The 13753-nt window shown below is 46.0% G+C and carries 13 protein-coding genes and 1 tRNA gene; 3 read left to right on the forward strand and 11 right to left on the reverse strand.

From position 1 onward, the window contains the following. Positions 1–60: 60 nt before the first annotated feature. Positions 61–148: transfer RNA gene (locus tag AC6R16_RS11775), tRNA-Ser, on the forward strand. Between the two features lie 59 nt (positions 149–207). Here the strand turns inward: AC6R16_RS11775 and AC6R16_RS11780 are convergent. The 4 genes from AC6R16_RS11780 to AC6R16_RS11795 form a co-directional block, all read right to left on the reverse strand. Further along, a complete protein-coding gene (locus AC6R16_RS11780) occupies positions 208–1605 on the reverse strand; it encodes a PTS fructose transporter subunit IIBC (RefSeq protein ID WP_500674464.1) in 1398 nt (465 codons plus the stop codon). A gap of 12 nt (positions 1606–1617) precedes the next feature. Beyond that, entirely contained in the window at positions 1618–2058 is a 441-nt protein-coding gene (locus AC6R16_RS11785) for a PTS sugar transporter subunit IIA (protein WP_500674465.1), read from the reverse strand. A 203-nt stretch (positions 2059–2261) separates the two neighbouring features. Next, positions 2262–3425: a mannose-6-phosphate isomerase, class I gene (manA, locus tag AC6R16_RS11790; protein ID WP_500674658.1), complete on the reverse strand. Its 1164-nt coding sequence runs from the start codon at positions 3423–3425 to the stop codon at positions 2262–2264. A 179-nt stretch (positions 3426–3604) separates the two neighbouring features. Beyond that, positions 3605–5506 (reverse strand): PTS fructose transporter subunit IIABC, encoded by a 1902-nt coding sequence (locus tag AC6R16_RS11795; protein ID WP_500674466.1) that lies wholly within the window; start codon positions 5504–5506, stop codon positions 3605–3607. Positions 5507–5873: 367 nt separating this feature from the next. Between AC6R16_RS11795 and AC6R16_RS11800 the strand changes: the two genes are divergently transcribed. Continuing rightward, complete coding sequence (locus tag AC6R16_RS11800) at positions 5874–6713, forward strand: helix-turn-helix domain-containing protein (protein WP_171802373.1); 840 nt, start codon at positions 5874–5876, stop codon at positions 6711–6713. 3 nt (positions 6714–6716) lie between these two features. Here the strand turns inward: AC6R16_RS11800 and AC6R16_RS11805 are convergent, their stop codons facing one another. Both AC6R16_RS11805 and AC6R16_RS11810 read right to left on the reverse strand, forming a co-directional pair. Continuing rightward, positions 6717–7493, reverse strand: a complete 777-nt coding sequence (locus AC6R16_RS11805) for a PTS sugar transporter subunit IIA (RefSeq protein WP_038197848.1) — start codon at positions 7491–7493, stop codon at positions 6717–6719. Positions 7494–7501: 8 nt separating this feature from the next. Next, a complete protein-coding gene (locus tag AC6R16_RS11810) occupies positions 7502–7804 on the reverse strand; it encodes a PTS fructose transporter subunit IIB (protein WP_171382138.1) in 303 nt (100 codons plus the stop codon). A gap of 202 nt (positions 7805–8006) precedes the next feature. On the opposite strand from AC6R16_RS11810, the gene AC6R16_RS11815 reads away from it, so the two are divergent. After that, positions 8007–9887, forward strand: a complete 1881-nt coding sequence (locus AC6R16_RS11815) for a fructose-specific PTS transporter subunit EIIC (RefSeq protein WP_500674467.1) — start codon at positions 8007–8009, stop codon at positions 9885–9887. A 57-nt stretch (positions 9888–9944) separates the two neighbouring features. On the opposite strand, the gene AC6R16_RS11820 is transcribed toward AC6R16_RS11815, so the two are convergent. From AC6R16_RS11820 to AC6R16_RS11840, 5 genes are all read right to left on the reverse strand, one after another. Beyond that, a complete protein-coding gene (locus tag AC6R16_RS11820; RefSeq protein ID WP_500674468.1) occupies positions 9945–10346 on the reverse strand; it encodes a PPC domain-containing DNA-binding protein in 402 nt (133 codons plus the stop codon). A 33-nt stretch (positions 10347–10379) separates the two neighbouring features. After that, the gene (locus tag AC6R16_RS11825) at positions 10380–10694 is read right to left on the reverse strand and encodes a DUF1496 domain-containing protein (RefSeq protein WP_500640777.1); all 315 of its coding nucleotides are present in this window, start codon (positions 10692–10694) and stop codon (positions 10380–10382) included. Continuing rightward, positions 10691–11602 carry a 1-aminocyclopropane-1-carboxylate deaminase/D-cysteine desulfhydrase gene (locus AC6R16_RS11830; protein WP_500640776.1) on the reverse strand — a complete coding sequence of 304 codons (912 nt, stop codon included), beginning with the start codon at positions 11600–11602 and terminating at the stop codon, positions 10691–10693. Before AC6R16_RS11830 ends, AC6R16_RS11825 begins: the two co-directional genes overlap by 4 nt. A gap of 66 nt (positions 11603–11668) precedes the next feature. Next, positions 11669–12931: a sensor histidine kinase gene (locus AC6R16_RS11835; RefSeq protein ID WP_500674469.1), complete on the reverse strand. Its 1263-nt coding sequence runs from the start codon at positions 12929–12931 to the stop codon at positions 11669–11671. Then, positions 12931–13605, reverse strand: coding sequence for a response regulator transcription factor (locus AC6R16_RS11840; RefSeq protein ID WP_500640774.1), 675 nt, complete (start codon positions 13603–13605; stop codon positions 12931–12933). Before AC6R16_RS11840 ends, AC6R16_RS11835 begins: the two co-directional genes overlap by 1 nt. Positions 13606–13753: the final 148 nt, after the last annotated feature.

The following is a 13753-nucleotide window of genomic DNA, read 5'->3' on the forward strand; positions in this document are numbered from 1 at the left end:
CCTAATAGAATCATTAAATTAGCGCCTCGTTGGTTAACGAAACCAACCACAATTTGATTCGGTGAGTTGTCCGAGTGGCTGAAGGAGCACGCCTGGAAAGTGTGTATACGGCAACGTATCGAGAGTTCGAATCTCTCACTCACCGCCACATTCTAAAGCCCCAGCAGAAATGCTGGGGCTTTTTCGTTTCTGATTTTTACAAAACATCTAGCTTTGAATGAGTTCGCTCGCTTTCTTCATTGCTTCTTTGGTTGAACATTCCACCACGTTCGCGTTGGCAAAACGATGGGCATCTTTTACTTGGATATCGTGAGCTAAGATAACCAGTTTAGCGTTAGCAACGTCTAGGTCTGTAATGCGGTTCTGAATGCCGTTTTGACCTTGAGTTTCTACCTTAATCTTAATTCCAGCTGCAGCGCCTGCTTTTTCTAGTGCCTTGGCTGCCATAAAGGTATGTGCAACACCTGATGGGCAGCAAGTGACAGCAACAATATCGTACTCGCCTTCGCCTGCTACTGGAGCCGCTTGAGTTTGCACTGGTGCGTCTTGTTCGATTTCGTCTTCTGACTCTTCTGCTACTGGTTTCCAGAAGCCGACTATTAGAGCCGTTGTTAATGAACCAAGAGCAATGCCCACTACATACATTGGGATGTTGCTTGAAACTGGCGCTGTGATTAGGCCGCCCCAAGGTGCGTGTAGTAGCACATCAGTTAAGAATCCAAATACACAGCCCACGATGCCGCCAGCCACGATAGAAGGAAGTACGCGCATTGGGTCGTTGGCTGCGAATGGGATAGCCCCTTCAGAGATACCGATAGAGCCCATGATCGCGGCCGCTTTGCCCGCTTCTTGTTCTTGTTTAGTGAATTTCTTCTTGAATAAGAAAGTGGCTAGCGCCATGCCTAGCGGAGGCGTACAGATAGCAATACCAACACCGCCCATTAGCCATGGTTGAGTATCGACTTGTGTTTGTGCAAATAGCGTCGCTACTTTGTTGATTGGGCCGCCCATATCAAAAGCCGTCATACCGCCAAGAATGGTACCAAGTACAACTTTAGAAGCGCCCGCCATTGATGCCAAGAACTCGTTCATTGAAGCCATAAAGATCTTGATTGGCTCACCAATTCCCCAAAGAACAATGCCCGCAGAGATTAATGTGCCGATAAGAGGGTAGATAAAGTAGGCACCTAGCGCAGTCATATTGGCAGAAAGAGGGATTTTCTTAAGTTGGAAAACGACGCCACCTGCGATAAAACCTGCCACAATACAGCCTAAGAAACCGCCGCCCATATCTGCCATGATGCCAGAAGAGATCATCGCAGGCGCAAGCGCTGGTTTATCTGCAATAGAATAACCAATGAAACCACCGAGAATAATTGGGAACAGGACGAGGCCTTTAATGCCGATGTTTGAAATATCAGCGAGTAAGCCATCTGCTGGGACTGCCCCTTTACCTGATGCCATTACTGCCAGTGCGAGCAAAACACCGCCCGCGACAATAAATGGCAACATATGCGAGGTACCAAATAGAAGGTGTTGCTTTAGGGTACTGAGGTTTTTTTTAAGATCGCTACTATTAGCAGCTTGAGCGGTTATTGTACTCATATCTAATTTACCTTATGAATTAATTAAAATATCTAAGATCTGATGTTCATCTTTTGCTTTTATAATATTTTCAATAAATTCTTCGCTGAACTTGCCAAATAGCTCTTGAAGAACGTAGATATGATGGTCAGCACCATTATCTGGTGAGGCAATCATAAAAAATAGGGTCGGGTTAATATCGTCTTCGTCATCGTAATCAATGCCAGTCGGTTTGATGCCAACAGCAATGGCAGGCTCCAATACAGCGCTGCTTTTCGCATGAGGGTAGGCGATGCCATCCATCGATGTGACGCTAAGTGCTTCACGAGCCCAGATATCTGCTAGGAAGTTATTGAGATTATTAATGCGCTGGTTGTCTGCCAGTAATTGAGCAAGCTCTTCGAATACTTGTTGTTTATTTGTCGCGGATAATTGTTTTTTTATTAAATTGACATTAGTTAATTGTGTAATCATTTCTAAACTCACGAATGCTTTTCGATGAGTTAAAATTAATCCATTGCTGCTATCGTCGAAATAGCAAAAATAAGGCTATAGCTATACTTTTGTATCGGCTAAATTTAATTGTGATTGGCATCATTATTATTTCGATAAACGCCTATTTCTCTAGATAAAAAAAGCCTCACGATGGTGAGGCTCAATAAAGTGATTGGATTAATTTAGCTGTATGCTCGTGCTACCCGTCCTTGGCAGGAGAGCGTGTAATTGCCTGTATTCGCCGCAACAAACACCGAGTCCCCAATAGCTATTTGGCATGTTTCTCCATTGCTGCGCGTTAAGGTCATTGGTTCGTCGAGTGGTAGTAGAATCTCAGCACTGGTCGTTGTTAGATGACGGTTGTCGGAGTCATGAAGGATCGCAAACTTAAAGTCATCAACTGGCACCGTAAAGCTTTCAATTCCTGCGTCAATTGAGGGCGCTAGCTTAAGGCTACTTCTTGGCTTCGAAACAAACTGAGTACAAGAGACAAGCTCTTCGACATCGATATGCTTAGGTGTGAGTCCTGCTCGAAGTACATTGTCAGAATTCGCCATGATCTCTAGCCCAGTACCATGCAAATACGCGTGAGGAGTCTGCGCGTCAAGATACATTGCCTCTCCTGGTTGTAAGGTAATGACGTTAAGCATCAAGGGTGCAAATAGTCCAACATCGTTCGGGTACTGTTTTTCCAATTCGGTAATAAGCGCATACATAGGTTCTATAGAGAGCTTGGCTTTGACCATCAACATGATGAGTGCCATCTCTTTTTGTTCACCTTGTAAGGAAAGTATCCCAGAGAAGAAGCTCGCCAATCCGTGCGAATTTGGCTCTTTGGTTAACGCTTCAAGTAACCAATTAAGCTCTGGAATGGCTAACTGTGTGAAGTTCTCAATGATCTCTTCGATTGGCCTAAAGCCATTCATGGCTTGGTATTGGGTAAGGGCGTACACCAATTCTGGTTTGTGGTTGGGATCTTTATAATTACGATGACTCGCAGTCAATGGTACCCCTAGCTGTTGCTCTTTAGCATATCCAGATTCTGCTTGGGCTTTGCTCGGGTGGACTTGTATTGATAGAGCTTGTTCTGCCGCGAGGATCTTAAATAGATACGGCAGCTCGCCAAATGTGTTGGCGGTATGTTCCCCGAGGTAGTGCTGTGGGTTATTGGCGATAAGTTCAGAAAGCTTGACTGAACTACCTTGGCTCGTAACCAACGAGCAGCCATTTGGGTGAGCGCCCATCCACATTTCTGCTTGCGGAGCAGATTCTGGGTTGCTGATTCCAAACAGCTGATTCAGTGACGTTTTACTGCCCCAAGCGTAGTTTTGAATCACGTTCTTCATTGGAAAGAAGGCTTGGCGCGGCTCTAAGTTAAGATTTTCAGTCTGGTCAAAAGCAGAAACCGCTGTGGTTGAAGTGTAGAGTTCATTGGCAACAGACGTTGTGAGTTCTGGCATTGCATTCACCATAGGAAAAGAGTGGCTTGAGGGAACTCAAGCCACTTAGCGTTAAGGGAGAAGGGTTAAGCTGCTGCGGTAACCAGCTTTTCTTTGCGTAGTTTTTTAAGCGTGATACACGTCAGTGCGGTGACAGCAGTACCAGCCGCCATGCTCACGAGTGCAAGAAGCGGGTAGTTCATTGCACCAAGAAGCGCGACGACCGGACCGCCATGTGCGACGCTGTTAGTGATGCCAAACGAGAACGCCATAACAGCGGCGACCATAGAGCCAAGAACGTTGGCTGGGATGACCGACATGGGATCTTGAGCTGCAAATGGAATCGCGCCTTCAGAGATACCAACTAAGCCCATCGCGCCAGCTGCTTTACCTGCTTCAATTTCTGAAGATTCGAACAGCTCGAATTTACGGCCCAGAGCAGTTGCCAATGCCATACCAAGAGGTGCGACAGGGATTGCACAAGCCATCGCACCCATAAACTGAGTTTGACCACTGGCAATCATGCCGACAGAAAATAGGAACGCGACTTTGTTGAATGGGCCGCCCATGTCAAATCCAGCCATGCCACCTAATACAATGCCAAGCAATACCACGTTACCTGTGCTCATTGAGGTCAGAAGGGCAGTTAAGCTATCCATCAGTCCGGCAATCGGCGCGCCAATAACAAAAATGAATAAGCCAGCAATAAATAGCGAGCCAGTGATGGGAGCGATCATGATAGGCACAAGTGGTTGGATAAACTTGTGGTAGTTGATCGAGGTAACCCATTTAACGAAGTAGCCGACAAGTAAGCCAGCAACAATCGCACCGATGAATCCTGTTCCAGCTTCTGCGCCATAGAAAGTGCCATTATTGGCAATCCAGCCACCGATAAGACCTGGAGCAAGAGCTGGGCGGTCTGCAATGGCGTAAGCGATATAGCCCGCAAGAATCGGGATCATTAACGTGAAGGCGACCACACCCACTTCTAGGATTTGGTTCCACATGCTGCCGGCAGGAATCGCCATGCCGGATTCAGTTGGCTCACCGCCTATTGCTAGCGCTAGCGCGATCAATAGGCCGCCAGTGACAACAAATGGGATCATGTGAGATACACCATTCATTAAAAAGCGGTACAAGTCAGAGCGAGCCTGAGAAGCTTTATCAGCGACAGAAGATTCATTGGTTTGAGTGTCAGCGTGATAAGTCGGCGCATCTAACGCCTGTGTGATCAAGCCCTGTGCATCTTTGATCGGTGCCTTTACATTGGTTTTTACAACGCGTTTCCCTGCAAAGCGCGCCATATCAACCTGTTTATCGCAGGCAACAATAATGGCGTCTGCTCGGGCAATCTCTTCTGCTGTCGGGCTGTTCTTTACGCCGATAGAGCCATTCGTTTCGACTTTGATTTCATAGCCTAACTTGGCCGCTTCTTTCTCCAGAGCTTCTGCAGCTAAGTAGGTGTGTGCAACGCCCGCCGGACATCCTGTCACTCCGATCACAAAGCCATTGGAGGTATCGCTAACTACTTCGTTTTGAGTCTGTTTTTGCAGCAGAAGTTCTAACGCTTGTTGGTTTGATGTCGCGTTTAAAAAACGCTCAATAAAGCCCTCTTCAATCAATTTAGAAGAGAGTTCTGCCAGCACTTCGATGTGATGATTGTCACCGCCATCTGGAGAGGCGATCATAAAAAAGAGTTTCGATGACAATCCATCTTCTGCGCCGTAATCGATACCTGTACGGTGAACGCCAATAACGACAGCGGGTTCGATAACCGCAGCACTTTTGGCATGAGGGAGGGCGACGCCTTCTTCAAAACCTGTATTGCCTAGCTCTTCGCGAGCCTTGATGTCGGCGAGAAATTGTTGCTTGTCGGTGATTCTACCCTGTGAATAAAGTACCTCGATTAGCTCGTGAAAAACCTCTTCTTTGGATTGCGCTTTAAGATCGAGCGCAATCAAATTCTCATTGATGAGTTTGGTGATCATTGTGAACCCCTAATAATTTTATTGTTGTATCAGGGGTATTTTGGAAGCTGTGAGAAAGAGTCTGTAGTGAAGAAAAAATGCATTTACTAGAAGATTGTAACTGTATTTTCGAGGTGTGATTTAGATCGCCGGGTGAGTCAGGTATAACACTGATTTGAAAGTGATTAATTAATTTAAAACAATGGTTTGCATATTTTTGTTGGCTTGTTAATTCCATAATATGGAAGGCGAATAACTATAAATTTATTGCCATGGCTGGATTTTTGTACCATTAATCTTAAATTGTGATTTTGCTCAATAGCGCAAAGTCTCTACTAGCGGTATACCTATGCGCGTAGCACACGCGCGACTTATTGAGAGTATCCAAATGGTATTTCATGACTTAATTTCTTCGGTACTTGGTGAGAGAGAAGCTTTTCATCACATTTGGTTTGCTGGAGACTTTCACACGCCACCGGAATGCAGTTATCAGGTTAATTTTCCTCGATTGGAGTTAGTACTTGATGGCGAATACATTAATGAAATGGAAGATCATGAGCGTAAAGTCACTCAAGTTATCGCTAAGGCAGGAGACGCGATCTTTATTCCGCCGAACTGCTGGAATAAGCCAGATTGGGATACCAATTGTTCTGTATTGAGTATCCTATTTGGCCGACGCCAATTGGGCTTAAGTCTGGTTAGCAAGCGTAAAGGGGAATCCAGCTTTTACGATATCCAAAAGCACAGTATTCAGACGCGTTCAGGCTTCGCACTCGATAACATTCTTGAGGCGCTGAGTTCGCTTGCGCGAGAAAATGCCAAAAAGCCAATGGATGAGCTACTGCTGCAAGCGTTATTGCAATACTGCAAAACCATGTTAGATACGCCATTAGAAAAGTCTCACAACCGAGTTCAGGATCTTTATCAGGGGATCTGTATCTACATTCAGGAGAATTTCCACCGCCAGATCACCCGAGACAGCATTGCCGCTCGATTTAGCATCTCTGCCAATCACTTATCGCGATTGTTTCGCCAGCAAGGGCACATGACGTTAGCAGACTACATTACTTGGGTCCGAATTGATCGAGCGAAATTCATGCTCAAGAAATACAACTTTAAACTTAATGAAGTGTCGGTTAGGTGTGGCTTTAAGGATGTGAATTACTTTTGCCGAGTATTCAAAAATCGCACTGGAAGAACGCCATCTGACTACCGCGGATCAATCTAGCGGTTATGTAATTAAGCGTGACATGGAATACATCAGCAGGGCTTGAAGATCGATACTGCTTTTTGTCATTAAAAGACGTTCTGCAAATTGGCCGCAGAGCAGGTTTCTGGTCAGATTGGTTGCGGTAATTATTTGATCGCGAGTAGGGGATGAAGGCATCACCAGTGCTATAGCCAGGTGAACCTGTCCCACTTTAGAAGCCCAATCAATTGGTGTATCACTGCTTATTACGGCGATGTTGATCTCATTGATACCATCGAACATCACATGAGGTAAGGCAATGCCTGACGTTACGCAGGTTGATGAGCGTTCTTCTCTTTTGATGAAGGCAAGGATCAGATCATCGGCTGATTGAGGGTAGATAAGCTGAGCCAAGCCTTTTAAACATTCAAACTTGGACAGTTCGGTATGAGCCTTAGCATAGTACCAATTGACTGCACTTGGCGTTTTTAGCTGCGGTAATCTCTGTGCTAACTGATTGGAAAACTCATAATTAATGTTGGAGCCGACTAAGGCATAGTGCTCAGAGATAACATCTTTGAGTACAAAGCATGCGAGCTCGGCATCGATACCAAAAGCGGTAATCTGACACAAATCCCCTTCGACCAATCCCGCTTGCAGTAAGGCAACAGATTTAGTGAGGTCAGCACTACGATTGCGCGTGATGTTGATAATTCGTATGTTGCTTTTGAACTTTTTCGCAAGACTACACAGCGGTTTAGTGGCGTGAGCACTGGCACCGGAGTCATTAACAAGAAAGGTAATTTGATACTCTGTCATTAGCAGCATTATGCTCGGCAGTGGAGGATAAATACTTTATCAACGTTAATCAGTACGTCTTCAATAGGGATTCTTACACAAGGTAACCCATCAAATCTGCTCGATTGCTCAATCTCTATATCCGAGACAATTAATACCTTGTCGGCACAAGTAATATCATGGGGAGTGAGTTGGTTTTCGATCCCCATTGCACCTTGGGTCTCAACTTTAATTTGCACGTTATGTTTTGGCGCAGCTTTCTTGAGTGCATCTGCTGCCATATAGGTGTGTGCAATACCTGTTGGACAGGCAGTGACAGCAATGATTTTCATAGTAATTCTCTGTGGCTATTTTCGCGGATATTAGCATAGCAACGGCAGATTGCCTTAGTTCAAAGCGATAAATTGAAAGATGGGCTTCACACTTTTATTCGAGTGTTACAATAATCCAGTTAAAGCCGTTTTAGTCCTATATATTGGGCAAGGCTAGGTGACTAATCTATAGTCGAGCGCGAGTACGGCAAGGTAAGAAATAATGGACATTACAAACCTGGTTCAGTCGGAGACGATATGTCTCGATCTAAAAGCAACCACCAAAGAAGAAGTGCTCAAGGAGTTGGTGGAGCTGCTCGGTGCTGCCGGAAACCTTGCTGACAAATCGCAATTTGTTGCCGATTTATGGGCTCGCGAAGAAATTGGTAATACAGGCTTTGAAGATGGTATTGCGATTCCACACGCCAAAAGCTCTGCGGTGGCTAAGCCCGCCGTTGCGGTAGGGATAAGTCGCAGTGGGATTGACTATGGCGCCGAGGATGGAGAGCTTTCGGATGTTTTCTTTATGCTTGCTTCCCCTGATGGTGACGACCACCATCATATTGAGGTTTTAGCGCAGCTTTCCAGTAAGCTGATTGAAGAAGAGTTTATCCATCAGCTAAAACAGGCAGAAAGCGTAGAGGCGGCGTTGCAGCTGATTACTGAAAGTACCCCCGAGCCATTTTTGGAGCAGGAATATCTCACGCAAGATGCACGGTTAGAGCCGATGAGTCCTGTCAAAAGGCACTTAGCTCGTGTGAAAGAGCATTTATTGTTTGGCACTTCTCATATGATCCCGTTCATTGTCGCAGGAGGTGTTCTACTTTCACTGTCGGTGATGATGACAGGCCATGCCGCACTACCAGAGCAGGGCATTCTGGCTGATATGGCGCACATGGGAATCGCGGGTTTAACCCTTTTTACCGCGGTACTTGGTGGATACATCGCGTATTCAATTGCCGATAAACCAGGACTGGCACCGGGAATGATTGGCTCTTGGGTAGCGGTTGATCAATACAATACCGGTTTTCTCGGTGCTATTGTCGTCGGTTTTTTTGCCGGCTACTTTGTGTTGTTACTCAAGCAGATTAAGTTGCCAGATAGCATGAGTTCGTTAGGAAGCATTTTCATTTACCCGCTCGCTGGGACATTTGCCACTTGTGGGTTAGTAATGTGGCTAATAGGCGCTCCGATCTCCGCAACCATGAACGCATTGAACCTGCTTTTGACCGATATGGCAGGCTCAGGAAAAGTGGTGCTTGGAACCGTTCTTGGTGCAATGACTGCATTTGACATGGGGGGGCCAGTCAATAAGGTGGCGACGCTCTTTGCTCAGACTCAGGTTAACACCCAGCCTTGGCTGATGGGTGGCGTTGGCATCGCAATTTGTACGCCTCCTCTTGGCTTAGCCTTAGCGACGCTTATATCACCCAATAAATTCAAGCGTGATGAACGTGAGGCCGGAAAGGCCGCTGGCATTATGGGCATGATTGGGATCAGTGAAGGGGCGATTCCGTTTGCGACCGCCGACCCTGCGCGTGTTCTACCAGCCATTGTTGCTGGTGGTATTGTCGGTAATGTGACGGGCTTTATGTTCCATGTCATCAACCATGCCCCTTGGGGAGGTTGGATCGTACTTCCAGTTGTCGATGGCAAGTTGGGCTATATCGTCGGAACCGTTGCGGGCGCACTCACGACGGCGTGTATTGTTATTCTATTGAAAAAAACGGTCCGAGAAGATGAAGAGTATGACTCGTTTCGCCGCGCATACTCTTCAGTGCAAACAGAGGGGGAAGCCGATGTACTTGCGGTGACTTCATGTCCTTCCGGTGTTGCCCATACGTTTCTAGCGGCTAAATCATTAGAGAAAGCAGCCTATTCTATGGGCATCAAAATTAAAGTAGAAACCCAAGGCGCAGATGGCATTAACAACCGCATCACCGAACTAGATATCGCGCGAGCAAAACTGGTTATCTTCGCTCATGACGTGGCAATAAAAGAGCCAGAAAGGTTTAGCAATATTGCGATTATCGATGTCAGTACCAAAGATGCCATGCACAATGCGGCAGCGTTAATCAAATCGAAACGAAATTTAGTCAAATAGTTCCCCCGAACTATTTATGCTCCAAGCTCCATCATCCGATGGAGCTTTTTTCTATTCTCAACTTCTCTGGCTAACCACAAGCTCAGTAAAGCCAGTATCGTCGTCATGTTGCCGTGAAAAACTCAGGTTGTGGTAATTATGAAGGATGAGTTCAGCCGTGGTATCGATCAGGCAACCTTCCATCAAATGACCACCCACAACTTCTCCGCTTTGTTTTGCAACCGAGATGTGGATATGTTGATGATTGGGCGTAAGTGTACCCATTACCGAGACGATCTCTACGGGTTCGTTTAATTCGAGAGTTTGCGTTGCGCCAGCCAAGCGGATCTTTAGGTGAGTAAAACACCCTACACAAGAGGCGATGGTACCTGCACTGATATTATGTTCCGTGACCAAGTGCTGAATGCTTTGCTTAAGGTCATCACCCTTGGTGAGGCGAACCGCTATTGGAGTGATCAATCTATGCCTATTTATTGTTATCAGGAAAGGGGGTTAGTTTACCGAGTATCTTTTTACTGGTTTTCCACTTTGCTCGTTGCTGGTGGATTGTTCTGCTTGGTATTGATCAATGCTGTGCCACTTTAATGCCCCATTGAGTTCGTAATCGTTAGCAGCAGCGCAGATCATGTAATACTCATCGATTTGGACGATAGCGCCATCAGAGTACGCTTTATCTTGGTAGTAACAAACGCGCTTGCCCACTTCTCCGGCGTTGATTCCGATGATCGGCTTAGCAGGAGTTGAGATGACATTGGCAGACACAGGTAAAGCCAGTGCAGCAACTAGTACTACCATGTAGGACTTCATTTTTGTTCTCCGAAGCGTTGACCAAATTTACGTTCGTATCGCGGCAGCATGCTTTCATTACCAAGCAAACCTCCCTGATGAACATAAATGATGCTCTTATCTTGATTCTCTTTATACCATGATTGTAGACACTGCCACATCATAGGATCGTAGAGAAGGTCGAACTCGATATCGGTCTCATCAAGTAATTGCTGCCAAATACGATAATCTTGTTGATAAAGTTTACCGAAATGATGTTTTGTTTCTAACTCTAGTATCTGTGGAAAATCGTTCTCGCCCAGCTCTTCAAATTGTTTGATTAAGTACTCTTTTCCACCCACGCATGGACAAGTTAATACGGGGATAGAGTGGGGCTTTAGAAACTTATGTAGATAGAGGGCTGTTGCCCCAGTACCAGCAGGTAGTGCAACAACGAATTGGTGATTGGACTCATATCTTGTCCAAGAGAGGATTTCACTTGCGAGTTGCTCAACCCCTTGTTTAGCAAGCTTTGAACGCCCCCCTTCAGGTAAAAACAGGCAAGAATTGTCTGGCTGACGAATCTGCTCGATATACTCTAGCGGATGAAGGTGGTATTCAGCAGTGGGGATGATTTTAGCCCCTAACTCTAATGCGCCTCGATAGTTGCCAAGTGGGTTGTCATCTAACCATTGAGGGATACGGTCGACATAAAACTCTAGTTGCCATCCTTTAATCGCAGCAAGCGCTGACAACGAGTAAAGCGAGTTAGACTGAGTGCTGCCGTAGCTTATCAGCGTTTTAATGTTCGGATAATCTTGCTCAAGCACCGCCATAAATTTGCGTGCTTTATTACCACTGAAATGGCTGTGCAGTTGATCATCGCGCTTGAGGAAAAACGGTATCTCTGCAAACTGGTGCTGAGTGATGGGCGTATTGGCGAGCTTCATAAAAATTGATCGTGAAAACTTGGCCGCCTATCTTAACGGATTGGCGACCATGAGTATCAATCTAGATCAAAATTTTATAGTGGCGCAACAACCGCGATTTTGATGATTGGTCAGTTCAAAGTGCCATTGGTAGCGTCGACAGAGGTCGTCGACGATCAGAAGCCCAAGTCCATGTCCTTCTGAGTCTGGAGAGTCCGTGAGCCCCGGACCATCGTCAATCACCTTAATATGCTCGGATGACACCTCGATATCGATTCTTCCATGATCAGAGGCTGCAATCGCATTACGGACTAGGTTACCCAGCACCATGTTCAGAACCGCGGGGGTTGCTCTTAGCTTAGGCTGCGCAAGGAAGCTGACATTGATCTCTAGATCTTTCTCTGACGCATGTACCTTGTTGGCCGTGACGACTTTGTTAATCTCTTCATGCTCAATGTTCCTCATCGGCGCATCGTCGACATTGCGTTCGTAGCGTACGATTGAGAGCAAAGCGTCAACCATAGTAATCATCTCTAAAGTCGCGTCTTCGATACGAGAGATCTGTCGATGCTGAAACTCATCCGGTTTAGAGCGCGTAAGGAGCTTGTTTGCTCCTTTGACCACTGTGAGTGGCGTTCTTAGTTCATGACTAGCATAACGAGCAAAAGCTTGTTCGCGCTTTAAGGCAAGGTTAAGTTCATTACGATATTGATTGAGGTGGGTCGTCAGTAGCTGGAACTCTTCGGCTGCTTCATGATGTATTTCAAAGACTTTGGTAGTGTCACCTGACATCTCATTAAGCTGTTTAGTGATATCATTGACGGGTTCAATCAAGCGCCTAGAAAGACGAAACAACAGCGCACCAAACGTAAACATCAGCAGAGACACAAAGCTGATGACGATGATACCTGAATAAAGAATTTCCTCGTTGCCAAACTCAACTTTGTCGATCAAAGAGAGCAGTACGATGGTTTTTTGCTCGCTATTATCTGAATAGTAACCTTTGTAAACCATATGTCCGTGAGGAGAAAGCAAAGAGCCTACTTCTCCGAGAAAGGTTTCGTGGTTTTCAACATAACTGCGATATTCTTGGGGGACTAAATCCGCGTCGTTGTAGGCAACAGTGAGTGAGTCGAGGCGGATTTCTCCTTGCTCTCCGGCTAGAAAGCGCTCAACGGCACTATCGCGGTCAATAAGAATGCGGCGTTCACCTACTCGATCCTCCGACCATTGCAACGCAAGGTAGAAGATGAGAAAGGTAACAATCCCGATAACGCAAGACATACCAGTAAAAAATACCGCAAGCCTTCCTGTGAGCGTTTGGGTATTGGAGAGAAAACCGTGTGGCATCAGATGTCCTCTAAGCGAAAGCCAATTTTAGGGATAGTGGTTAACATCGGCGCATGAAAAGGCTTATCGAGTTGGTTACGTAGCTGATAAATATGGCTGCGCAGTACATCGTTGTTGGGTTCGCTTTCTTGCCACAGCTTTTCAGAGATCTCTTGTCGAGTGACCACCTCGGGGGCGCGCTGACAGAGCACCTCTAAAATTGTGTAAGTGGTCGGGTTTAAGGCCAATAGTTTGTCTTGGCGATAAGCTTGACGAGTTTTCTGGTCGATCTTCAAACTGCCAAATTGTAAAACGGAGCTGGCGACTTGGCCCTTGTAACGTTTAATCAAAGCGTGGATGCGCGCTTCAAGGATCTCTAAATCAAACGGTTTAGTCAGATAATCATCGGCGCCATGTTGAAAGCCGTTAAGCATATCGTCACGATTATCAAGCGCAGTCAGCATTAGTACGGGTGTGTTAACGCCAGCTTCTCTTAGCTTGTTGCACACGGTCAGACCGTCCATTCTCGGAAGCATGAGGTCGAGCAGTATTAAGTCAAAAGTGCCTTCCAGTGCCAGTTGTAGACCCAGTTCGCCGTTGTCTGCGTAATCGAGTTCCATTCCTTCACACTCGAAGTAATCAAACAAGATACCCGCAACCTCTCGGTTATCTTCAACCAGTAATACTCTGTTCATCGCACATTCTCATTTTATGGGGCTTTATGATCTCAATGACGCCGTGAAAAAAACGTGAACAACAAGCTTTTCACACGCTGGTTGATAGATTCGATCGCAATACAGCAGTTCACTTGAGCTGCGTTTGAGAATCTAACCCAAATAGGGG

It is taken from the genome of Vibrio sp. R10-SG3-ISO10 (assembly GCF_059834185.1).